This window comes from Amycolatopsis sp. cmx-11-12 (genome assembly GCF_046269425.1).
In the GTDB taxonomy this organism is placed as follows: domain Bacteria; phylum Actinomycetota; class Actinomycetes; order Mycobacteriales; family Pseudonocardiaceae; genus Amycolatopsis.
Map to the genome: position 1 here is coordinate 70,135 of NZ_JADNQM010000008.1, position 20,519 is coordinate 90,653.

Genomic DNA, 20,519 nt, shown 5'->3' on the forward strand with positions numbered 1-20,519 from the left:
TTCGATGCCGCACGCCGTCCTCCGGTTACTGCCTGCCGTCGCCCTGGCCGCCGTGCTGGCCGGCTGCTCGGACGGGGCGCCCCAGTCACAGACGGCGCCTCCCGGGTCGTCACCGCTGGCGCAGCAGGCCGCCGTTCCGTTCAACGACGCCGATGTCGCGTTCGCGCGGCAGGCCCTCGCGCATCACCAGCAGGGCGTGGATCTGGCTTCCCTGGCGGAAACCCGCGCCGAGAACGCCCAGCTGAAGGCACTCGCCAAGCGGGTCATCGACACGCACGAACCGGAGATCGCCCGGCTGTCCGCGCTCATCGAGTCCTGGGGCCAGGCGGCGCCGGACGACCCGAACCTCGAACACATCCAGCGCGACGGGTACATCGGCCCGGGCGACATGGCGGAACTGGCCGGACTGTCCGGAAAGGACTTCGACCGCAAGTTCGTCTCGCGGTTGCAGAAGCAGCGCGAGGCGGGCGTCCGCATCGCCGACGCCGAAACCCAGCACGGCCGCAACCCCGACGCCCGCGACCTCGCCGCGACGACGTCGCGTTCGCAGCAGCAGGAGATCAGCGACCTACGGGGCTTCCAGCAGGGTTGAGTCCGTCTGGACGACGTTGGAATTCAGCTGGACGATGTACGCGCCGGTCAGCAGCACCACCGCGCCCGCGGCTTGAATCCAGTTGAGCGCTTCACCGAGCAGTAGCCAGGCCGCCGTGGCAGCGATCAGCGGCTCCACCAGCCCCACGACGCTCGCCACCGACGCCGGAAGATGGCGCAGCGCCGTCATCCCTGTCGCGTAGGCCAGAACGGTCGCGATCAGCACCAGCGCGATCAGCAGCGACCACACCGGCGGCTGCCACGGCCCGAACGCGGTCGGGGCATCGAGGACGTCCCACGGAATCGTCCACGGTGGCGCGACCGCGCAGACGAGGACCGCGCCGATCGTCATCCCCCAGGTCACCATGCCGAGCGGATCCCGGTTCGCGACGCCGCGCTCCCCGAGCAGGAAGTACCCGGCGGAGCAGAACGCCGCGCCGAGCCCGGCGAGCAACCCGAGGACGTCCAGGGTGAGTCCCTCCCAGACCTGCGCGACCAGCACGAGCCCGGTCATCGCCAGCGCGATCCCCGCCCACATCGCCCTCGGCAACCGCACCCGCCGCACGAACCGCACCCACAGCGCGATCAGCACCGGCGAGGTGAACTCGAGCAGAATCGCGATCCCCACCGGGATCCGGCCCGCCGCGAGAAAGTACATGAGCTGGACGCCCGCCACACCGAGCGAGCCGTACGCCAGCAGCAGCGGCCACTCGTGTTTCGCCACCTTGAGCAGTCGCGGCCGGAACGCGGCGACCAGCGCGAGCAACACGATCGCCGACAACCCGATGCGGATCGCCGCGACCTGCTCCGGCGACAGCCCCGCCTGCATCGCCGGTTTGCCCAGCACGCCCGACGTCCCGAAGAAGAGCGCGGCGAGCAGGATGAGCACGATGCCCCGGCCGCGATGCGCGACGTGCTGGGAGGGGGCGGCGAGTTCGGCGGTCACGGCCGGAGGGTAGAGGCCGGGTGACGACGGGGCCAGCCGTTTTCCCAGCGACTGGGTTGTGCGGGCCGAGTAGCGAGCTCAGTAGGAGGTGCCGCCGTCGGTCCAGTTGGTCTGGTCGTCTCAAGTACATGAAGGCCCCCTTCCTTGCGCTAGGCGCAAGGAAGGGGGCCTTCATGTACTTGAGAAGGTCTGGTCGAAGTCGAGTTTGCGGCTGAGCCGAGGGAAGGGGTCCTTCACGGACGCCTCGCCGCCTGACGTGCCGATGTCGGGCGCTTGTGTTCACTGGCTCCGGTCGAGGACGCATACCCCCTTCCGGAACCGGTCGTGACAGGGACGGTCTCGCCGGGCTGTGTGGCTTTTGGGACATCTGACGTCCCAAAAGCCACACAGGCACTGAGCTCAGTAGGAGGGGCCGCCGTCGGTCCAGTTGGTCTGGTCGAAGTCGTCGTCATCGACGGGAGCGCGGCGAGGCTTTCGGGCTGGAGCGGGTTCCGGTTCCGGTGCGGCGGCAGGCTCTTCTAGGGCTTGCGGTTCGGGGGTGCCGTTCGGCCAGACGCAGGGGGAGGTCGCGCCGACATAGAACTTGCCGAGATCGTTCGCCTGGACGGACATGTCGAAAGCATCCGCATTGTTGCGGGCGAAGACGTACTGGTCTTTCGGCCGGGAATCGGTCAGGACCTTGAAATCGTGAGCCGACCACCATTCGACGATGGCATCGAAGTATTCGGCGAACTTCGCCACGTCGAGACCGGTCACTTCGTAGGTCGCGGAGATTTCGAAGCGGCCTCGGGGGCCCTTGTCGGTCGGGTCGGTGCACTCGGATCGGTTCTGGGTGAACAGTTTTCGCCGCGCCGTGGCGGGCAGTGTCGAGAGCACGGTCTGGATGTACAGCTCGACCCTGTCTTTCGCCTGGTGTTCGGTGATGGTCGGTTTCATGGCGTCTCCACCTCCGGGGGAGCAGGCCGACAAGAGCACGAGAAGAGCGGTCAGGAGTTTCACGAGGCAGGCTTCCCGGCGATGATCAGGCCGATATTCCGCAGTGAAGGGTTGTTGTCTTCCCAGTATTCGCTGTGCGCTTCCTGGCTGTACCCGCCGAACCCGTCCGTCCCCGGCGCCGAGGTGAACACCTGCCCGCCGAAGTCCGCGTCGGTCGGGTCCTGCCCGAGCACCACGTCATACCCGGCGACCTCGAGGTTCGCCAGATTGATCATGTCGTGTTCGGCCACCGTCGCGTGCACATGTTTGCCGACTTCGCCCTGATCCACCCCATCGAGGTGCAGTTCGCTCACATCGTGCGCGCCGACACCCGGGCTCGCCACGAAGACGAGTTCGTCCGCGGCGAGGCCGCCGTCGCGGGCGGCGTGACCGACGACCGTCGTGCCGTAGCTGTGGCCCAGCACCGTGTTGTGCGACGGCGGTCCTTGATGCGTTTCCCGCAGGCCGTCCTGGAATCCGGCGAGCGCGGCTTTACCGCCGTCGGCGTACTTTTCGCTCGCGGCGTCGGTGAGCCCGTTCGGGGCGTCGTAGCCGAGCCAGGTGATCACCGCGGTCGACGGGGAGCCCGCGGTCGTCGCGACGGCCCACATCTTGTCGGAGCGGTTCAGGTCGCCGCCGATCTTCGCCAGTTCCGACCCGGTCCCCGGCACGTACGTCGCCACATTCGTCGCCGTGTCCGGGTTCCCCGCGGACACGATCGCCTTCCCGTCGCCGCCAGTGTCCAGCCCCAGCAGGAACGCACGCGGTTCCGGCTGGTCCAGCCGCCGCGCGATGGCTTCCAGGCCTTTCACCTTCGGATCGCCTTGGAGCCGCGTGATTTCAGTGGCGAGGACGGCGCGGTTGGCGGCGTCGCGGTCGGTGGCCGGGATACCGTCGAGATTCCCGATGAGACCCGGATTTCCGTGCAGCAGAGCGACTTTCGCCGTATCCGACAGGCTGTCCCACCAGGCCTTGTTGTCACCGGGGGAGCCGTTCTCCGGTGGCCCGATGATCGACAGGCCGCTTTGCGCGGCGCCGACGTCCACGGCTTGGGCGAGGGTGCCGACACCCTGTTCGGTGATCTCACCGCGAAGCGCCCGTTGCATGATGGCGGCGAAATCGGCGTCGACGTCGGTGGCGCGGCGCAGGATCTGCTCGACCCGGTCGGCCAGTTCCGCCATCACGCGCGGCTCGGAAGGCCCACCGGAAGAAGCGATCTCCCCGCCGGAGCCGATGGTCAGGCCGTTCCGGGAAGCGAGTTCGTCGGTCTCCCGGACGAACGCGACGATCCGGTCCAGCGCGATCTGCACCTCGTGCGCGCCCCGCCGGACCGCGGCCGCTTCGGCCACCAGTTGCTCCAAGGTGGATGTGAGCGATTCGCCCCGCGTCGACGCGGCGGTGGCGGCCTCACCGGTCCAGCCGGGGAACCGCGCCATGGATTCGACGTCGTCGTTCGCGGCGATGATCCGGGTGCAGCCGTCGTTGAGCGCGTCGGCGACAGCGCCGATCGCGGCCGGATCCCATCGGCGTACGTCGCCCCAGGTGAGCATCAGACGGGGAGTTCCCGGGATGCCGCCAGCTCGTTCGAGCGGTAGCGGACGGCGGCTTCGCCGAGTTGCGCGGCGTACTCCGAGGCGTTCGCCGCCCAGCCGGGCACCGCGCGGCCCCAGGCGTCCGCGAGCAGTCGCGCCGCTTCACCGGACACACCGCCCGGCAGGCCTGCCGCCACACCGGCGAGTGTGGCCGCGAGGTTCACCTGCCCGACGTCGCCCGAAGCCCGTTCCGCCGCGTTTGACGCGGCGCCGATCGCTTCCAGAACCACCTCGAACCCGCCGGTCATCCCGCTTCCTCCCCGTAGCGTGACGCTGTGTGACCACCTTACGACGCGGGAGGCGGGAGAGCGGTTCCCTTCACCCGTCCTTGAAGAGGCCGTCGGCGACATAGCGCGAGACGGTGGCGAGCCGCCGCCCCTGGAGGCGAAGGGCGTCCAGGGCGAGGTCGTCGGGTTCGGCTGATTTGCGCGAGACGAACGAGCCGCCGTACGGATTGCCCGATTCGAGCAGCTGCGGGTCGGTGTAGCCGAGCGGCAGGACGATGGCGCCCCAGTGGTAGAAGATGTTGTTCGTCGCCAGCACCGTCGATTCGAGCCCGCCGTGCGCGGTGGACGCGGTGGTGAACGACGTCGCGACCTTGTTCGCCAGCTTTCCCTTGGCCCACAAGCCGCCGGTACTGTCCAAAAAGGACTTCAACTGGGCGGCGGGCCCACCGAACCGGGTCGGGCTCCCGGCCGCGAAACCGTCGGCCCACTCCAGGTCTTCCAGCGTCGCGTGCTCATGGTGGGGCCCCGCGTCCACCCAGGCCTGCCAGCGCGGATTGCTCGCCACCGCACCGGGCGGGGCCGTTTCGGGAACCGTGCGGACACGGACTTCGGCGCCGGTTCCGCGGGCGCCGTCGGCCAGCGCCGACGCCAGTTTCGCGGTGTTGCCGGTCGCGCTGTAGTAGACGACGAGGATGCGGGTGCTCACGTCCGCCGACCCTAGGTGAGGGTGAGCACCCGTCTCAGGATCCGGAACTCAGTACTTCTTCCAGGGGCTGACGGTGTCGGTCGGCCGCGTCGGGTCGTGGAACCGCGGCTTGTCCAGTTCACCGCGGCGCAACGGCACCAAGCCGTCGGTGATGGCCTGCATGATCTTGGCGTGCGCGCGGACACCGGCGCCCGGCCGCTCCGGCTCGACCTCCGACAGGTCCACCGGGTCGCCGAAGTGCACCTGGAAGCGGGGACGGCGCATCGGCGCGCTCAGTCCGGACTTCGCGAGCGGCACCAGGTCGGCGGGACCGTTGACGGTCTCCGTCCCCCAATAGACGGCTTCGTGCGCGCCCCACTGGCTGATCGGGATCACCGGCACCCCGGCCGCCAGCGCGAGCCGGGCGGCGCCGGTCTTGCCGCGTTCGGGCCACAGGCCGGGATCGTGGCTGATCCGGCCTTCCGGGTAGACGATGAGTGGGTCACGGGTGGTGCGCAGGGCCGCGGTCGCCTCGGCGAACTGGCCGATGGCCGTCGAAGCCTGCTTGCGGTCGACCCGCAGGTGGCCGCTGGCCCGCAGCGCCGGGCCGATGACCGGCGCGTCGAGGATGCCGCCCGCCAGCATGAACCGCGGGTTGATGCCGATCCGTTTGCAGGCCGCCATCAGCACGAACGCGTCGAACACACCGATGTGGTTGGCCGTCATGAGCAAGGGCTTCCGGCGCAGCTCCGCCGGGACACCGCCGGTCACGGTGAGTTTGCCGACGAAATTGACCAGCCCCCGGTCGATGTTCAGCATCGTGCGCCAGATCGCTGGGGCGCGGCGAGCCGAATTCTCATCCTGATGCAGCGCGAACATGGGCAGAGCATGTCATGAACCGCTTTTCACCCGGATGGCCGCTCAAGCTGTGACCTGAGACGAAAGTTCCGAATGTGCTCCGAGTGGCACCCGGGGCTGGAGGGTCGAGGGGTTACCGTGGAGACATGGCTAGCGGGTCGACGACCAGGAAACGGAGTACGGCGCGAAGCGGCGGCAGCAAGGGGCCGGCGCGGAAGCCGCGTACCCCGGCGAAGCCCAGGTCAACGGCGGCGAGGAAGCCCGCTCCACGGCGCCCGGCGCCGAGGAAGAAGTCTTCCGGCACGTTCGCCAAGGGCGTGCGCGGCACCTGGAACCTGCTCGCGAAGGGGCTCGGCACCCTCGCGAGGACGGTCGGCCGCAGCCGCGAGCTCGAACCCGAACACCGCCGCGACGGTCTCGCCCTCGGCCTGATCGCGCTGGCGCTGGTGATCGCGTTCGGCGTCTGGTGGCGGGCCGCGGGCCCCATCGGCGGCTGGGTGGAGGTCGGCACCCGCTCGTTGCTGGGGGCAGGGGCGGTGACGCTGCCGCTGGTCCTGGTCGTGGCGGCCGTCGCGCTGATGCGGTCGGAACCGATGCCGGAAGCCCGGCCGAGGATGGTCATCGGCACCATCCTCGTCATCCTGTCCGTGCTCGGCCTGCTGCACATCTTCACCGCGCTGCCCGAGACCAACGACGCGCGGATGTACGCCGGTGGGGCGATCGGCGCGTTCTCCGGCGGCCTGCTGACCATGGGCGTCACCACCTGGGTCGCCGTACCGCTGCTGGTACTGGTGCTGCTGTTCGGCACGCTCGTGTTCACCGGGACCCCGGTCCGCGAGATTCCGCACCGGCTGCGCAACTGGGGCCTCGACCCCGAAGAGATCGAAGAGGCCGAGGCCGAGCGCAAGGCCATCCACGACGAACGCGACGCCGTCACCGAGGCCGACCCGAAGTCGGTCCGCCTGCGGAAACCGTCGCGGCGCCGCCAGGGCGCCGGCGACAACGCGGGGGAACAGCTCGACATCGAAGCCGCACTGGCCGAAGCCCCGACGCCGCTTCGCCCGCCGAAGGCCCCACCCAAGCCTGTCGAGGAGAAGAAGCCGAAGAAGGCCGAGCCGCCGATGGCGGTCACCAGGACCGTCGAAGGCGACTACAAGCTCCCGCCGCCGGACCTGCTGAAGCTCGGCGACGCGCCGAAGTCCCGCAGCAAGGCCAACGACGCCATGATCGAGGCGATCACCGGCGTACTGGACCAGTTCAACGTCGACGCGCAGGTCACCGGCTTCACGCGGGGCCCGACGGTCACCCGGTACGAGGTCGAACTCGGACCCGGCGTGAAGGTCGAGAAGATCACCGCGCTGACCAAGAACATCGCCTACGCGGTGGCGACCGACAACGTCCGGCTGCTGGCACCGATCCCCGGCAAATCCGCGGTCGGCATCGAGGTCCCGAACTCCGATCGCGAGATGGTGCGCCTCGGCGACGTGCTGCGCGCGCCGTCGACGGTCAAGGACAACCACCCGATGGTCATCGGCCTCGGCAAGGACATCGAGGGCCACTTCGTCACCGCGAACCTGACGAAGATGCCGCACCTGCTGGTGGCGGGATCCACCGGTTCCGGTAAGTCGAGCTTCGTGAACTCGATGCTGGTGTCGCTGCTCGCGCGGGCGACGCCGGACGAGTGCCGGATGATCCTGATCGACCCGAAGATGGTCGAACTGACCCCGTACGAGGGCATCCCGCACCTGATCACGCCCATCATCACCCAGCCGAAGAAGGCCGCCGCGGCGCTGGCCTGGCTGGTGGAGGAGATGGAGCAGCGGTATCAGGACATGCAGGTCAACAAGGTCCGGCACATCGACGACTACAACAAGAAGGTGCGCTCGGGCGAGATCACCGCGCCGCCCGGCAGCGAGCGCGTGTACGCGCCGTACCCGTACATCATGGCGATCGTCGACGAGCTCGCCGACCTGATGATGACCGCGCCACGTGACGTCGAGGACGCGATCGTCCGGATCACCCAGAAGGCGCGTGCCGCCGGTATCCACCTGGTCCTGGCGACGCAGCGCCCGTCGGTCGACGTCGTGACCGGCCTGATCAAGACCAACGTGCCCTCGCGGCTGGCGTTCGCGACCTCGTCGCTCACCGACTCGCGGGTCATCCTCGACCAGCCGGGCGCGGAGAAACTCATCGGTATGGGTGACGCGCTGTACCTGCCGATGGGTGCCGGGAAGCCGGTCCGCATCCAGGGCGCCTTCGTCGGCGACGAAGAGATCTCCGCGGTGGTGAACTTCGCCAAGGAGCAGGCGCAGCCGGACTACCAGGACGGCGTCACCGCGGCGAAGGCCGGCGAGAAGAAGGAAATCGACGCCGACATCGGCGACGACCTCGACGTGCTGCTGCAGGCCGCCGAGCTGATCGTCACCTCGCAGTTCGGCTCGACGTCGATGCTGCAGCGGAAGCTGCGCGTCGGGTTCGCCAAGGCCGGGCGCCTGATGGACCTGCTGGAAAGCCGGGGCGTCGTCGGGCCTTCGGAGGGCTCGAAGGCGCGAGACGTGCTGATCAAGCCGGAGGAGCTGGAGTCGGTGCTGTTCATGATCCGCGGCGGCGGGGACGGAGGAGGCGGAGACGTCTCCGACGACGACTGAGCCGGACCTGGATGATGCTTCAGGCCCTTCTGTGCGGTTTACTGGTACAGAACGGCCTGAAACTTTGCCGGGGAGGTGTCCAGGGTGCTCCGAAGCTTCCGGCTGGGCAATCATCGCTCGTTCCACGACGAGCAGGAACTGCTCCTGGTGCCCGCCATGCCGGGGGACAGTCGCCCGGCGGTCCCGGTGGCCGCGATCTACGGCGCGAATGCCTCCGGCAAGTCGAACCTTCTCGACGGGCTGACCTATATGGCGGTCGGAGTGCTGACATCGAAGGTCCTCGGAGCCTGGCCACGCGGCATCTTTCGCCTGGACGCCCAAGCGCCAGGGCTCCCGTCGACCTTCGTGATCGAGATCCTCGCTGAAGGAACTCGATACACCTACGGCTTCCGTGCCAGCGACGACGCGGTCGTCGAAGAATGGCTATACGCCTACCCGGAGAAGCGTCGGCGAGTCGTGTTCGAGCGGACCGGGGACGAGCTCCGATTCGGGTCCACTTCGTCGGGTTTGAGGAGCAAGTTCACTGCTCTGGAGGAATTGATCCGGGGGGACGTGCTGGTACTGAGTTTCTGCTCCGGACTCGAACTCGGCCCCTTGATGCCGGTCTATCGCTGGTTCGAGCGCATTCTCAGGATCACTTCGGTCGAGGGGCCGTGGGCTTCCGATGAGGTGGGGAGCCGGGTCGGGAACTTCCTGCAACGCGACACACGGAATAGTCGTCGCCTGTTGTCCCTTCTCGCGGCTGCTGACGTGGGAATCGAGGACGTCATCGCGGAGCGGATCGACGAGCCGGCGGGGCACCAAGAGACGCGGCTCTTGCCGCGACCGGGTCCCGTCTCCGGGCCGCGATGGAGGCTGGCCTTCCTGCACAGGAAAGCCGACGCGCCTTTCGAGTTGCACGAGGAATCCGCCGGAACCAGGAATTGGCTCAGGCTCATTCCGACCGTCCTGGACGCGCTCGACGAAGGGCAGGTTCTCATCGTCGACGAGATCGATTCCAGCCTGCACCCGATGCTGACCGCGAGGCTCGTCGGTCTCTTCCAGGCCGAGGAGACCAATCCGAACGGCGCCCAGCTCATCTTCACCACGCACGACACGAGCCTCTTGGGCACCATGCTCGGCGACAGCGTCCTGGAACGGGACCAGGTCTGGTTCGTCGACAAGAACGCCGAGGGGGCCAGCGAGCTGTACCCGCTCACGGACTTCAAGCCGCGCAAGGATCAGAACACCGAGCGGCGCTACCTCGCCGGTAGTTACGGAGCCGTACCGGTGCTGGACGATTTCGCCGAGGCAGTGCTGGGCAGATGACCCGCAGGGAGAACAGCGGCCGGAGGCGACCGGCATTCCGGGAGCAGCGAACGTCGATCCTCGTCGTCTGCGGTGCGGAGGCCACGGAGCCCGCGTATTTCGAGGGACTCAAGCGGGTTCGCCGGAATCCGGCCGTCACGATCAAGATCAAGGCAAAACGCGGCGACCCGGACAATGTGGTCAAGTACGCGGCGGGATGCGCGACCGCGCCGAAGGCACCCACGACGAGGTGTGGTGTGTGGTCGACGTCGACGATTTCGACCTCGACAAGGCGGTCACGACCGCTCGCAGGCTCCGGATCAACCTGGCGATCTCGAACCCTTGTTTCGAGTTCTGGTTGTTGCTGCATTTCGAGGCATGCTCGGCGCCTCTGACGTGTTACGGCGACGTCGCGAAACGCCTGGTCAAGCATGTTCCGGGAGTCAGCAAAACCGCTCTGCGCTTCGCCGACTACGAGAGCGGGGTCGAATCCGCGGTCACGCGTGCGCGAAAGCAGAACGGCGAGCCGGGCGCGGAGCACGGCAGCAACCCGTCCACCGGTGTCTGGGCCTTGGTCGAAAAGATCACCTGACCCGATGCAACGGACCGGCGGCTCCGCTACGTCCCTAGCCCGTGGACCCCAAGAAGCTGCTCGTCGTGCTCTGCGCCTTGGTCGGCCTCGCGTGCGGGGCCGGCAGCTCCGCCGCGCGCGAACAACCCCCGGCCGTCCAGCCCACGCTGGTCCAGCCCGCGCCGGCGCACCAGCAGCCTCAACCCGCTCCCAAGCCTCAAGAGAAGCCCCAGGGCACCGTGGAGCTGGGAGAAACCGTCGTCCTCAAGGCCGGTGACACGACCGAAGTCGCGTCGAAGGACGTCAGCATCCGCTTCGCGCGGCTGGTGTCCGATTCCCGCTGCGCCGAGGGCATGGTCTGCGTCTGGGAAGGGGAGGCCGTGGTCGAACTGACCCTCGCCGAACCCGGACGCGGTGAGCGGACGACGGCGGAAGTCGCCTCCACCGCGCGCGGTGGCAGGCAGTCCGTCGAGTTCGCCGCCTGCCGGGTGGACCTGGTCGCCGTGAGCTCGGGGGGCGACCAGGTCACCCTGCGGGTGTCCAAGGCTTAGACCTGGTCTCAAAACTTAAGGGTGTGTCACTGCGTAACCTGCCGGTCCTGGTCGTCGATCGTGGGCAGTCGTGGCGAAGACGACGCAGCAGCGGCGGGTCGGCACGGGGCCCCCGTCACCACGAGGGCAATCGATCTCCTGGAGGAGGCTGCAGCCGCGTTGCTGACGGCACCATCGACGGGGATGAACGAGCACTCTCGTCGGGAAGTGATCAGCCATCGGTGGGGCCGCCTCGTCAGAGGCGTTCGATGCGGTCGGCCTGCGGGCCCCGGTCGCTCTGACGCACCGCGTACCGGACCCGGTCACCCTTTTGCAGCGGCTCCGACCCCACGATCACGGACACGTGGGCGAAGAGATCGTCGCCGCCTGCGTCCGGGGTGATGAAGCCGAAGCCCTTGTCCTCGTCGTAGCGCGCGACGACGCCCTCGCCGCCTCGTGCGGGCACGTCCCGCGCCGCCGGCCCTGCGGCCGCGGCAGGTGCCAGCCGCTGCGGCGCCGTCTGGGGCTCGGTGCCCCGGACCAGGTGCACGTCGCGGGCCTGCGGGCCCTTGTCTCCACTAGCCACCTCGTAGGCGACGCGGTCGCCCTCCGCGAGCCACGTCAGCCCCTCGGCCAGGGCCCGGGCGTGAACGAAGACGTCCCCGGCGCCGGAGTCGGGGTTGATGAAGCCGAAGCCCTTGTCCTCGTCGTACCAGGCCACCGTGCCGTCGGCACCGTCGGCGATACCAGCCGCAGCGGGTGAGCCGGCCCCTGCTCCCAGCGGGATCACGTGCCCGGCCTGCGGGCCGCGCTCGCCTTCGACGATCAGGAAGGCCACCCGCTGCCCCTCGGTGACCACGCCGCCGGTCACGATGGCGGAGCTGTGCACGAAGATGTCGGCGCCGCCGCCGTCCGGCGACGCGAAGCCGTACCCCTTGCCTGGCTCGTACCAGTTGACGGTGCCGAGCAGGCCCACGGCGCTGCCGGTGGCCGCATCGGCGGTGACGCGAACGCGCAGTGCCTGGGGCCCGCGGTCGTTCTCGCCGACCTCGAACACGACGGCCTGACCCTCGCGGAGCATTTTCGCGCCGTCGTCCCCGACGATCTCGGAGGCGTGCACGAACACGTCCGGCGAGCCGTCCTCGGGCGCGAGGAAGCCGAAACCCCGTTCGGCGTCGAACCAACGGACAGTCCCTTGCGGCATAAAAGGCTCCAGGTCGAGAGGGCGGGCACTGGCCCCCAGTCTCTCTGACAGACCTCCGGTCCGTCGGGCCGGGCCCACAGGCGGGCGGTGCGAAGCCAGGGGCGGGCCGTTGGTTCACCTAGCGACACGCCGAGTTTTGAGACCAGGTCTTAGTGACCACCTAGAGCGCGTTGCCCCAGCCGTCGAGATACGCGACGTCCGACAGCGGCACGCGCGACGCGGGCTTGAAGTCCGGCACCGTCGTGTAGGCGACCGGCAGCAGCCCGAGGCCGCGCGAGCGCAGCGCCAGCTGGAAGTTCCACACCGCCGGGAAGATCCCGCCGTAGAAGGCGGCGTCGGTCGCGTTGTCGCCGCTCGGCCTGCCGGTCAGGCAGGGGATGACGTACACCGGCACCCGGTCGATCACGTCGATCAGGTTTGAGGCGGACCGACCGTGTCGTGCTGAGCAGGTGGCCGGTGACCGAGGTGTCCCTGTGCCGCCTTTCAGTGATGCGCCGTCAGGAAGCGGTCGATCAGCTCGCTGATCGGTTCGACGTCCTCCTCCAGCGCGAAATGCCCGGTGTCGAAGAAATGAACCTCCGCCGAGGGAACATCACTCCGGAAGGCTTCGGCTCCCGCCGGGACGAAGAACGGGTCGTTACGGCCCCACACGGCGAGCACGGGTGGCTGGGCTTCCCGCAGCCACGCCTGGAACTTCGGGTACGCGGGAGGGTTGTTCCGGTAGTCCCAGAACAGGTCGAGCATCGCTTCCACGCGGCCAGGACGCTCGAGGAAGTACTGGTCCAGCAGGTAGTTCGCGGGATCGATGGTCTCCGGATCGCGGGCGCCGGTGTACTGGTACTCGATCTGCGCCGGTTCGAGGTTCTTCGCGAATTCGCGCTTCGCCTCGGTTTCGTCGGTAAGGGTCGCGAAGTCCGGCATAGCGGGCCCGAGCCCTTCGACGTAGGCGTTGCCGTTCTGCGTGATCAGCGCCGTGACCGCGGACGGCCGTGAGACGGCCAGCCGCAGGCCCGCCGGAGCACCGAAATCGAAGACGTAGAGCGCGTACCGGGGCAGCTCCAGCGCGTCGACGAAGTCGCCGAGCACCTCCGCGAGCCTGTCGAAGGTGAACGTGAACCCTTCGGGGGTCACGGTCCGGCCGAAGCCGGGCAGATCCGGCGCGATGAGCCGCCATTTCCCGGCGAGCCGCCGCATCAGCCGGACGAACTGGTGCGACGACGTCGGGAAGCCGTGCAGCAGGAGCAAGACGGGCGCGTCGGGATCGCCCGCCTCGCGGTAGAAGACCTCGACGTCGCCGAGCTGGACCGAACGGTGCCGGATGGCCACCATGAGCACTCCCTAATGCTTAGAACTGTCTTGAACCATTAGTACCTGATAGTGTCAAGGCATGCTCGATCTCGACTCGCTTCCCGGTGACGATCTCGCGGCGAACCTCGCCGACACCGTCCTGCTGGCCGCCTCGCCGTCGATCGATCTGCTCGACGACGGCCACGACCGGTTCTGGTCGATGCAGGCTTCCCGGCTGCCCGAAGGCGCGCGGGCGCCGTCGGCCGAGCAGACGAGGCGGCTGCGGTCAGCGGTGCGTGAGCTGCTGGAAGCGGCCGTAGCCGCGCGGGAGCCCGAGGCGTGGGCGGTCGAGCGGGTCAACGCGGCCGCGGCGGCGGTCCCGGCGAGCCCGCGGCTCACCGCTCGGGGCGCCGAGACGATCTGGCACGGCGAGGACGGTGGCGAGATCGCTCTCGCCGCCGTCGCGGTGGCCACGATCGACCTCGTTTCGGGGCCGCGCGCGAACCTGCTCAAACGCTGCGGCGCGCACGACTGCTCGATGCTGTTCGTGGCGGCCAACAGCAGGCGGGTGTGGTGCACGCCGTCGCTGTGCGGCAACCGGGTCCGGGTCGCCCGCCACGCGAAGAAGGGCTGAAAGTCCCCTTCAGCACCAGGAGCTACAGCTCCAGCAGCATCCGGCTGTTGCCCAAGGTGTTGGGCTTCACGTACGGCAGGTCGAGGAACTCCGCGACACCCGGATCCGCCGAGCGCCGCATCTCCTCGTAGACCTCCTGCGTCACCGGCGTCCCGTCGATCTCGACGAACCCGTGACCGGCGAAGAAATGGGTCTCGAAAGTCAGCACGAACAGCCGTTTCAGCCCGATCTCGCGGGCGAAGTCGATCAGCTGCCGCACCAGCGCGCGCCCGATGCCGCGACCCCGGGTGGTCTTGTCGACCGCGATGGTGCGCAGTTCGCCGATGTCCTCCCACAGCACGTGGAGTGCACCGCAGCCGAGTACGTCGTCACCGTCTTCGACCACCCAGAACTCTTGGACGCTCTCGTAGAGGGTGACGAGCTCCTTCTCCAGCAGCACCGTCCCCGCGTCGGAGTCGACCAGCGCCTTGATCTTGCGGACGTCCGCGATCCGAGCCCGGCGGACGGTTGGGGGGCGGCGAAGGAGGGGGTCTGAGGGCACGTCCACCATTAAGCCATCACCGAGGCCTTGCCCGGCCGAGGGCTCGCCCGAGCGAGCGATCGCCGACCCCGAGAGCAGGCCAGCTACCCTAAGGCACGTGCCTTCTCCCACCACTGATCCTGTCGCCACCCGCCGCGTGTCCTTGCTGACCCTCGGTTGCGCCCGCAACGAGGTCGATTCCGAGGAACTCGCCGGACGGCTGGCGGCGGGCGGCTGGGAGCTCGCCGCCGAGCCCGAGGACTCCGACGTCGTGGTGGTCAACACCTGCGGCTTCGTCGAGTCCGCCAAGAAGGATTCGGTCGACACGCTGCTCGCCGCGGCCGACACCGGCAAGAAGGTCGTCGCGGTCGGCTGCATGGCCGAGCGCTACGGCAACGAGCTGGCCGAGAACCTGCCCGAGGCCGACGCGGTCCTGGGTTTCGACCACTACGCCGATCTGGCCGATCGTCTCGACGACGTCGTGGCCGGCCGCAAGGTCGAGTCCCACACCCCGTCCGACCGCCGCAAGCTGCTGCCGATCAGCCCGGTCCAGCGCCCGACGGCCGCCGAGACGGTCGAGGTGCCGGGGCACGCGCAGCACGGCTGGGGGCCGCGGGTGTTGCGGACCCGGCTCGACACCTCCCCGGTGGCCGCGCTGAAGATCGCCTCCGGCTGCGACCGCCGCTGCTCGTTCTGCGCGATCCCGTCGTTCCGGGGCTCCTTCGTGTCCCGGCAGCCGGACGAGATCGTCGCCGAGGCGATGTGGCTCGCGGAGAATGGCGTCAAGGAGGTCTTCCTCGTCTCGGAGAACTCCACCTCCTACGGCAAGGACTTCGGCCGTGACGGCGCCCGCGCGCTGGAACTGCTGGTCCCGCGCCTGGCCGCGGTGCCCGGTATCGAGCGTGTCCGCGTCTCCTACCTGCAGCCCGCCGAGACTCGCCCCGGCCTGGTCAAGGCCATCGCGACCACGCCCGGCGTCGCCGACTACTTCGACCTGTCCTTCCAGCACTCCAGCGAGACCGTGCTGCGCCGTATGCGCCGTTTCGGTTTCACGGACTCGTTCCTCGCGCTGTGCGACCAGATCCGCGAGTACTCGCCCAACGCGGGCATCCGCACCAACGTCATCGTCGGGTTCCCCGGCGAGACCGAAGAGGACGTCGCCGAGCTGGAGCGCTTCCTGAACGGTGCGCGGCTCGACGCGGTGGGCGTCTTCGGTTACTCGGACGAGGACGGCACCGAGGCCGAGACGTTCGACGGCAAACTCGACGAGACCGTGGTGGCCGAGCGGGTCTCGCGGATCTCCGCGCTGGTCGAGGAGCTGACGTCCCAGCGGGCCGAGGACCGCATCGGCGACTTCGTCGACGTCCTGATCGAGCAGGCCGAGGACGGCGAGGACCCGATCGGCCGCGCCGCGCACCAGGCGCCCGAGGTCGACGGCGAATGCGTCCTGATCGAGACCGACGACCTGCCTTCGCTGGCGGTCGGTGACTTCGTGCGCTGCGAGGTCGTCGACTCCGAGGGTGTCGACCTGATCGTGCGGCCCGCGCCGCCCGAGGCCGACCGGTGAATGCCGCCCCGAGCGACGCCGGGGCGGGCGAGGGGACCGGCGGTGAACACGCCAGGGTCCCCGAGGCCACCCCGGTCCCGACGCTGAATCTGGCGAACCTGCTCACGATGTCGCGGCTGGTGCTGGTGCCGCTGTTCGTGATGGCGTTGTTCACCGGCGACGGGACGGACACGTTCTGGCGCGCGATCGCCACCGCGTTGTTCGCGATCGCGTCGTTCACCGACCAGGTCGACGGCTGGGTCGCGCGCAAGTACGGGCTGATCACCGACTTCGGCAAGATCGCCGACCCGATCGCGGACAAGGCGCTGATCGGCGCCGCGCTGATCGGGTTGAGCGTGCTCGGTGAACTGGGCTGGTGGGTCACCATCGTCATCGCGATCCGCGAGATCGGCGTGACGCTGCTGCGGTTCTGGGTGATCCGGCACGGCGTCATCCCGGCCAGCCGGGGCGGCAAGGCCAAGACACTCGCGCAGGTCGCGGCGATCACCGCGTACCTGCTGCCCCTGCCCGTGGCGGCCGAGCCGGTGCGGTGGGTGCTGATGGGGCTCGCGCTCGTGCTGACCGTCGTGACCGGGCTCGACTACGTCGTGCGCGCGGTGCGGCTGCGCGCCGCCGGACGGCGTGCCGCGGGCGCATGACCGCCACCACTGCTGAGACCTTGATCACTCACCTGATCGAGCGTGGGGAGACGGTGGCGACGGCCGAGTCGCTGACCGCCGGACTGGTCTGCGCGACGTTGACCGAGGTCCCCGGATCGAGTGCCGCCGTCCGGGGCGGGCTGATCGTCTACGCCACCGACCTCAAGGCTTCGCTCGCCGGAGTCGACGAAGACCTCCTCGCCGCCCACGGCGCCGTTCATCCCGAGGTCGCGGCTCAGTTGGCCGCCGGTGCGAGGGACCGCTGCGGCGCCACCTGGGGTCTCGGCTTGACCGGTGTCGCGGGTCCGGCGGGGCAGGACGGCGTCGCACCCGGCACCGTCCATGTCGGTCTCGCCGGGCCGGGCGTGCTCACCGTCCGTACGCTGGGCTTGAGCGGTGATCGAGCTTCGGTCAGGGCCGGGGCCGTCCGCGGCGCGTTCGCCCTGCTGAGGGAACATCTCGCATGATCGCCGCGTTCGCCCTTGGCGTATTGCCGTGTCAACACCTGCGCCCGGGGCACCGCACTGGGTAACGTAGGGGACAGTCAGTCCTGGAAGGGAGGCGCGTGATGACCGTGCTGTTGCGCGAGGCGATCGGCGACCGGCTCCGACACGCCCGCACGAACCAGCGTCGAACGCTGCGGGACATCTCCCGCGCCGCCAGGGTGAGCCTCGGTTACCTTTCCGAGGTCGAGCGCGGGCAGAAGGAGGCGTCCAGCGAGCTGCTGGCGTCCATTTGCGAAGCTCTGGAGCTTCCGCTCGGCGAACTCCTGCACAAGGTCGCGGCGGACGTCTCGGCGATCGACAACGTCGAGGTCGCCCCGGTCGACGAGAAGGTCGAGGCTGGCAAGCGCCGGGCCCCGGAGCGCGAGAGCGCCGAGGCGGGTCTGGAAGGCGGCCGTCTGGTCTCCGAGCTGATCGGCAACGACCTGGCCGACCTGCGGATCTCGCCGCCGCCGCGGATGAGCCCCGCCCTGCGGACGACGATCTCCGCACCGAAGATGGTCGCCGCCTAGCAGCTGTGACGTGAGAGAGGCCCCAGGCAGTCCGCCTGGGGCCTCTCCCGTTTCCCCGGATCAGCTCGCGGCGCTGTCGAACGTGCCCGCCTGGTAGGAACCACCCTTGGTGTGCGTGATCACGAGCAGCCGGTTGGCGGCGTTGATCATCGCGACCAGGTAGACCAGCGCGGCGGTCTGGTCGTCGTCGTAGTGCTCGCGCACCTGGGACCAGGTCTCGTCCGAGACGCCCTGGTGAGCGTCGGCGACGCGGCTGCCTTCTTCCGCGAAGGCCAGCGCGGCCCGCTCGGCCTCGGTGAACACGGTCGACTCGCGCCAGGCGGCGACCAGGTTGACGCGGACCGCGGGTTCACCGGCCGCCGCCAGATCCGTGGCGTGCGCGTCGACGCAGAACCCGCAGCCGTTGAGCTGGCTGGCCCGCAGCGACACCAGTTCCTGGGTGACCTTCGGCAGCGTCGACCCCTTGATGGCCACACTGACGGCGGCGAAGCGCTTGCCGAGCTTGGCGCCGAGCTCGTTGCTGTTCAGATCGAAACGGCTGTCCATGACTTCGTCCTCATTCATGATCGGGTGGTGAAGCGAACGACCACCAGATGCCGCTGACCCGCGCTGCCTGACAGCACGGTCACGTGACGTGAAACACGCCCGCCAGGTGTCAGAAACCGGCGAGCTCCGGTGTCTTGTGCGCGACCACCGTCGAGAGGGAACAGGAGCCACCCATGCCCGCCCCGGACCCGGCCACCGAGGCGTTCGTCGCCCACCGGAACCTGCTGTTCACCGTCGCCTACGAAATGCTCGGCTCGGCCGCCGACGCGGAGGACGTCCTCCAGGAGACCTGGCTGCGCTGGTCGGGTGTCGACCTCGGCACCGTGGAGAACCCGCGGGCCTACCTGGTCCGCGTCACCACCCGGCAGGCGCTCGGCAGGCTGCGCACCCTCGGCCGCCGCAAGGAGTCCTACGTCGGCCCTTGGCTGCCCGAACCGCTGCTGACCACGCCCGATGTCGCCGAGGACGTCGAGCTGGCCGACAGCGTCTCGATGGCGATGCTGCTGGTGCTGGAGACCCTCGCGCCGACCGAACGCGCGGTGTTCGTGCTGCGCGAGGTGTTCGACGTGGCCTACGACGAGATCGCCGAAGCCGTCGGCAAGACCCCGGCCGCGGTCCACCAGATCGCCCACCGGGCCCGGGCGCACGTCGCCGCCCGGCGGCCGCGCGGCGCCGCGTCCCCGGCCGAGACCCGGGGCGTGCTCGACGCGTTCCACCGGGCGGTCCGGACAGGGGACCTGCAAGGCCTGCTCGACGTCCTCGCACCGGACGTCGTCTTCCTCGGCGACGGCGGCGGAGTGGTGCAGGCCGTGCTGGAACCCGTGGTCGGGGCCGCCCGCGTCGCACCGCTGCTGGCCACGAGCCGCCCGGTCATGGACGAGGCGGCCACCATGCGGACGGCGCAGGTCAACGGCCATCCGGCGCTGGTCCTCCGGCTCGGCGGCGAGGTCGACACCGTCGTCGCGGTGCGCGTCGACGACGGCCTGATCACCGGCCTCTACGCCGTGCGCAACCCCGAGAAGCTGTCGCGGATCGATCGGGCTACCACTCTGCGCCGCTGAGTCCGGGCCCCTGATCCAGCCGCTTTCACCCAGGGTCACCGCCCGGTGAACCCGAAAGGTCGTGAACATCACAGTCAGGGGGATCCCTGAATTCCGTCGGGGTCGCCTGGAACGTGGGACGCCGACCTGACACGATGGAACTCAACGCCGGGGTCGGGACGTTGCAACATCACAAGAGGGGACGCCCCACCTCGAGGTAACAGCCCGTGGGATGCGAGAAGGCAGGCGGAGGAGATGGCCAACCCGTTCGTGAAGTTCTGGAAGTACATGATGGCGGCGTTCTCGTCGAAGATCGACGAGCACGCTGACCCGAAGGTACAGATCCAGCAGGCCATCGAGGAGGCGCAGCGCAATCACCAGTCGCTGACCCAGCAGGCCGCCTCGGTGATCGGTAACCAGCGTCAGCTGGAGATGAAGCTGAACCGCCAGCTCGGTGACGTCGAGAAGCTCCAGGCCTCGACCCGCCAGGCATTGGTGCTCGCCGACGAGGCGCGCGCCAAGGGCGATGAGCAGAAGGCGACCGAGTTCGAGAACGCGGCGGAGAGTTTCGCCGCGCAGCTCGTCACCGCCGAGCAGAGCATCGAGGACCTGAAGACCCTGCACGACCAGTCGCTCCAGGCTGCGGCGCAGGCGAAGAAGGCCGTCGAGCGCAACGCGACCATGTTGCAGCAGAAGCTGGCTGAGCGCACCAAGCTGCTCTCGCAGCTGGAGCAGGCGAAGATGCAGGAGCAGGTCTCCGCTTCGCTGAACCAGATGAGCGAGCTGGCCGCGCCGGGCAACACTCCGTCACTGGAAGACGTTCGCGACAAGATCGAGAAGCGCTACACCACCGCGCTCGGCTCGGCCGAACTCGCACAGAACTCCGTCCAGGGTCGGATGATGGAGGTCCAGGCCTCGACGACGCAGCTCGCCGGACACTCGCGTCTGGAGCAGATCCGCGCCTCCATGAAGGGTGACTCCGTCGCGCAGGTGACCGACGGCAAGACCGCCGCCGCCGCGCCGAAGGCGTCGAGCGGTGCGGACATCCAGCGTGAGATCCAGGCACGGGTTCAGGCCGAACAGGGCAAGAACCCCGCCTGACACACCACCTAGAGCCGGTCCCGCATCCCGCGGGGTGCGGGGCCGGTCTCACTTATC

At 69.0% G+C, this 20,519-nt stretch carries 23 protein-coding genes and 2 pseudogenes; 12 read left to right on the forward strand and 13 right to left on the reverse strand.

Annotation, left to right across the window (positions count from 1 at the left end; all coding sequences use genetic code 11):
- The first annotated feature begins 4 nt into the window (after positions 1-4).
- On the forward strand, positions 5-592 hold the full coding sequence (locus tag ACLARN_RS13250) for a DUF305 domain-containing protein (protein ID WP_409491667.1): 588 nt from the start codon (positions 5-7) through the stop codon (positions 590-592).
- Here ACLARN_RS13250 and ACLARN_RS13255 read toward each other — a convergent pair.
- The 7 genes from ACLARN_RS13255 to ACLARN_RS13285 all read right to left on the reverse strand — a co-directional run bounded on the left by ACLARN_RS13255 (position 569) and on the right by ACLARN_RS13285 (position 6,202).
- Positions 569-1,537: an EamA family transporter gene (locus tag ACLARN_RS13255; RefSeq protein WP_409491668.1), complete on the reverse strand. Its 969-nt coding sequence runs from the start codon at positions 1,535-1,537 to the stop codon at positions 569-571. The two genes, ACLARN_RS13250 and ACLARN_RS13255, sit on opposite strands and share 24 nt — an antisense overlap.
- Positions 1,538-1,936: 399 nt before the next feature.
- The gene (locus ACLARN_RS13260; RefSeq protein ID WP_409491669.1) at positions 1,937-2,473 is read right to left on the reverse strand and encodes a hypothetical protein; all 537 of its coding nucleotides are present in this window, start codon (positions 2,471-2,473) and stop codon (positions 1,937-1,939) included.
- A 59-nt stretch (positions 2,474-2,532) separates the two neighbouring features.
- On the reverse strand, positions 2,533-4,062 hold the full coding sequence (locus ACLARN_RS13265) for an alpha/beta hydrolase (protein ID WP_409491670.1): 1,530 nt from the start codon (positions 4,060-4,062) through the stop codon (positions 2,533-2,535).
- Complete coding sequence (locus ACLARN_RS13270) at positions 4,062-4,352, reverse strand: hypothetical protein (RefSeq protein WP_409491671.1); 291 nt, start codon at positions 4,350-4,352, stop codon at positions 4,062-4,064. The genes ACLARN_RS13265 and ACLARN_RS13270 overlap by 1 nt, the downstream gene beginning before the upstream one ends.
- Before the next feature lie 70 nt (positions 4,353-4,422).
- Complete coding sequence (wrbA, locus tag ACLARN_RS13275; RefSeq protein ID WP_409491672.1) at positions 4,423-5,037, reverse strand: NAD(P)H:quinone oxidoreductase; 615 nt, start codon at positions 5,035-5,037, stop codon at positions 4,423-4,425.
- 48 nt (positions 5,038-5,085) lie between these two features.
- Positions 5,086-5,895: a lysophospholipid acyltransferase family protein gene (locus tag ACLARN_RS13280; protein ID WP_409491673.1), complete on the reverse strand. Its 810-nt coding sequence runs from the start codon at positions 5,893-5,895 to the stop codon at positions 5,086-5,088.
- A 112-nt stretch (positions 5,896-6,007) separates the two neighbouring features.
- The gene (locus ACLARN_RS13285; RefSeq protein WP_409491674.1) at positions 6,008-6,202 is read right to left on the reverse strand and encodes a hypothetical protein; all 195 of its coding nucleotides are present in this window, start codon (positions 6,200-6,202) and stop codon (positions 6,008-6,010) included.
- On the opposite strand from ACLARN_RS13285, the gene ACLARN_RS13290 reads away from it, so the two are divergent.
- The 4 genes and pseudogenes from ACLARN_RS13290 to ACLARN_RS13305 all read left to right on the forward strand — a co-directional run bounded on the left by ACLARN_RS13290 (position 6,192) and on the right by ACLARN_RS13305 (position 10,931).
- Positions 6,192-8,522: a DNA translocase FtsK gene (locus ACLARN_RS13290; protein WP_409491675.1), complete on the forward strand. Its 2,331-nt coding sequence runs from the start codon at positions 6,192-6,194 to the stop codon at positions 8,520-8,522. The genes ACLARN_RS13285 and ACLARN_RS13290 overlap by 11 nt on opposite strands.
- An 84-nt stretch (positions 8,523-8,606) precedes the next feature.
- On the forward strand, positions 8,607-9,830 hold the full coding sequence (locus ACLARN_RS13295; protein WP_409491676.1) for an AAA family ATPase: 1,224 nt from the start codon (positions 8,607-8,609) through the stop codon (positions 9,828-9,830).
- Positions 9,827-10,401, forward strand: a pseudogene (locus ACLARN_RS13300) (RloB family protein). Before ACLARN_RS13295 ends, ACLARN_RS13300 begins: the two are co-directional and overlap by 4 nt.
- A 41-nt stretch (positions 10,402-10,442) precedes the next feature.
- Positions 10,443-10,931 (forward strand): hypothetical protein, encoded by a 489-nt coding sequence (locus ACLARN_RS13305; protein ID WP_409491677.1) that lies wholly within the window; start codon positions 10,443-10,445, stop codon positions 10,929-10,931.
- 235 nt (positions 10,932-11,166) lie between these two features.
- On the opposite strand, the gene ACLARN_RS13310 is transcribed toward ACLARN_RS13305, so the two are convergent.
- The 4 genes and pseudogenes from ACLARN_RS13310 to ACLARN_RS13325 form a co-directional block, all read right to left on the reverse strand.
- Positions 11,167-11,886 (reverse strand): cold-shock protein, encoded by a 720-nt coding sequence (locus tag ACLARN_RS13310; protein WP_409491887.1) that lies wholly within the window; start codon positions 11,884-11,886, stop codon positions 11,167-11,169.
- Positions 11,887-11,916: 30 nt separating this feature from the next.
- A pseudogene (locus tag ACLARN_RS13315) lies at positions 11,917-12,114 on the reverse strand (cold-shock protein); the annotation flags it as partial.
- 160 nt (positions 12,115-12,274) lie between these two features.
- A complete protein-coding gene (locus ACLARN_RS13320) occupies positions 12,275-12,520 on the reverse strand; it encodes a hypothetical protein (protein ID WP_409491678.1) in 246 nt (81 codons plus the stop codon).
- 77 nt (positions 12,521-12,597) lie between these two features.
- Positions 12,598-13,443, reverse strand: coding sequence for an alpha/beta fold hydrolase (locus ACLARN_RS13325; protein WP_409491679.1), 846 nt, complete (start codon positions 13,441-13,443; stop codon positions 12,598-12,600).
- Positions 13,444-13,501: 58 nt separating this feature from the next.
- Between ACLARN_RS13325 and ACLARN_RS13330 the strand changes: the two genes are divergently transcribed.
- The gene (locus tag ACLARN_RS13330) at positions 13,502-14,035 is read left to right on the forward strand and encodes a CGNR zinc finger domain-containing protein (protein WP_409491680.1); all 534 of its coding nucleotides are present in this window, start codon (positions 13,502-13,504) and stop codon (positions 14,033-14,035) included.
- A gap of 22 nt (positions 14,036-14,057) precedes the next feature.
- Here ACLARN_RS13330 and ACLARN_RS13335 read toward each other — a convergent pair whose 3' ends face one another.
- Positions 14,058-14,585 carry an amino-acid N-acetyltransferase gene (locus tag ACLARN_RS13335; protein ID WP_409491681.1) on the reverse strand — a complete coding sequence of 176 codons (528 nt, stop codon included), beginning with the start codon at positions 14,583-14,585 and terminating at the stop codon, positions 14,058-14,060.
- An 88-nt stretch (positions 14,586-14,673) separates the two neighbouring features.
- Here ACLARN_RS13335 and rimO point away from each other — a divergent pair, with 88 nt between their 5' ends.
- The 4 genes from rimO to ACLARN_RS13355 all read left to right on the forward strand — a co-directional run bounded on the left by rimO (position 14,674) and on the right by ACLARN_RS13355 (position 17,775).
- Positions 14,674-16,122, forward strand: coding sequence for a 30S ribosomal protein S12 methylthiotransferase RimO (gene rimO / locus ACLARN_RS13340; RefSeq protein ID WP_409491682.1), 1,449 nt, complete (start codon positions 14,674-14,676; stop codon positions 16,120-16,122).
- Positions 16,119-16,760: a CDP-diacylglycerol--glycerol-3-phosphate 3-phosphatidyltransferase gene (gene pgsA, locus ACLARN_RS13345; RefSeq protein ID WP_409491683.1), complete on the forward strand. Its 642-nt coding sequence runs from the start codon at positions 16,119-16,121 to the stop codon at positions 16,758-16,760. Before rimO ends, pgsA begins: the two co-directional genes overlap by 4 nt.
- Positions 16,757-17,227, forward strand: a complete 471-nt coding sequence (locus ACLARN_RS13350; RefSeq protein ID WP_409491684.1) for a CinA family protein — start codon at positions 16,757-16,759, stop codon at positions 17,225-17,227. Before pgsA ends, ACLARN_RS13350 begins: the two co-directional genes overlap by 4 nt.
- Before the next feature lie 101 nt (positions 17,228-17,328).
- Entirely contained in the window at positions 17,329-17,775 is a 447-nt protein-coding gene (locus ACLARN_RS13355) for a helix-turn-helix domain-containing protein (RefSeq protein WP_409491685.1), read from the forward strand.
- A gap of 60 nt (positions 17,776-17,835) precedes the next feature.
- Here the strand turns inward: ACLARN_RS13355 and ACLARN_RS13360 are convergent, their stop codons facing one another.
- The gene (locus tag ACLARN_RS13360; protein WP_409491686.1) at positions 17,836-18,321 is read right to left on the reverse strand and encodes a carboxymuconolactone decarboxylase family protein; all 486 of its coding nucleotides are present in this window, start codon (positions 18,319-18,321) and stop codon (positions 17,836-17,838) included.
- A gap of 173 nt (positions 18,322-18,494) precedes the next feature.
- On the opposite strand from ACLARN_RS13360, the gene ACLARN_RS13365 reads away from it, so the two are divergent.
- On the forward strand, positions 18,495-19,382 hold the full coding sequence (locus ACLARN_RS13365) for an RNA polymerase sigma-70 factor (protein WP_409491687.1): 888 nt from the start codon (positions 18,495-18,497) through the stop codon (positions 19,380-19,382).
- A gap of 234 nt (positions 19,383-19,616) precedes the next feature.
- A complete protein-coding gene (locus ACLARN_RS13370; protein ID WP_076154857.1) occupies positions 19,617-20,462 on the forward strand; it encodes a PspA/IM30 family protein in 846 nt (281 codons plus the stop codon).
- The last annotated feature ends 57 nt before the right edge of the window (positions 20,463-20,519 follow it).

What these genes read in the sequence shown, in the direction of transcription:
- ACLARN_RS13280 (WP_409491673.1), bottom strand. Translation starts at nt 5,895, where the DNA reads ATGTTCGCGCTGCATCAGGATGAGAATTCGGCTCGCCGCGCCCCAGCG.
- ACLARN_RS13330 (WP_409491680.1), top strand. Translation starts at nt 13,502, where the DNA reads ATGCTCGATCTCGACTCGCTTCCCGGTGACGATCTCGCGGCGAACCTC.
- ACLARN_RS13270 (WP_409491671.1), bottom strand. Translation starts at nt 4,352, where the DNA reads ATGACCGGCGGGTTCGAGGTGGTTCTGGAAGCGATCGGCGCCGCGTCA.
- ACLARN_RS13335 (WP_409491681.1), bottom strand. Translation starts at nt 14,585, where the DNA reads ATGGTGGACGTGCCCTCAGACCCCCTCCTTCGCCGCCCCCCAACCGTC.
- ACLARN_RS13250 (WP_409491667.1), top strand. Translation starts at nt 5, where the DNA reads ATGCCGCACGCCGTCCTCCGGTTACTGCCTGCCGTCGCCCTGGCCGCC.
- ACLARN_RS13360 (WP_409491686.1), bottom strand. Translation starts at nt 18,321, where the DNA reads ATGGACAGCCGTTTCGATCTGAACAGCAACGAGCTCGGCGCCAAGCTC.
- ACLARN_RS13265 (WP_409491670.1), bottom strand. Translation starts at nt 4,062, where the DNA reads ATGCTCACCTGGGGCGACGTACGCCGATGGGATCCGGCCGCGATCGGC.
- ACLARN_RS13355 (WP_409491685.1), top strand. Translation starts at nt 17,329, where the DNA reads ATGACCGTGCTGTTGCGCGAGGCGATCGGCGACCGGCTCCGACACGCC.
- ACLARN_RS13260 (WP_409491669.1), bottom strand. Translation starts at nt 2,473, where the DNA reads ATGAAACCGACCATCACCGAACACCAGGCGAAAGACAGGGTCGAGCTG.
- ACLARN_RS13350 (WP_409491684.1), top strand. Translation starts at nt 16,757, where the DNA reads ATGACCGCCACCACTGCTGAGACCTTGATCACTCACCTGATCGAGCGT.
- ACLARN_RS13365 (WP_409491687.1), top strand. Translation starts at nt 18,495, where the DNA reads ATGCCCGCCCCGGACCCGGCCACCGAGGCGTTCGTCGCCCACCGGAAC.
- ACLARN_RS13370 (WP_076154857.1), top strand. Translation starts at nt 19,617, where the DNA reads ATGGCCAACCCGTTCGTGAAGTTCTGGAAGTACATGATGGCGGCGTTC.
- ACLARN_RS13325 (WP_409491679.1), bottom strand. Translation starts at nt 13,443, where the DNA reads ATGGTGGCCATCCGGCACCGTTCGGTCCAGCTCGGCGACGTCGAGGTC.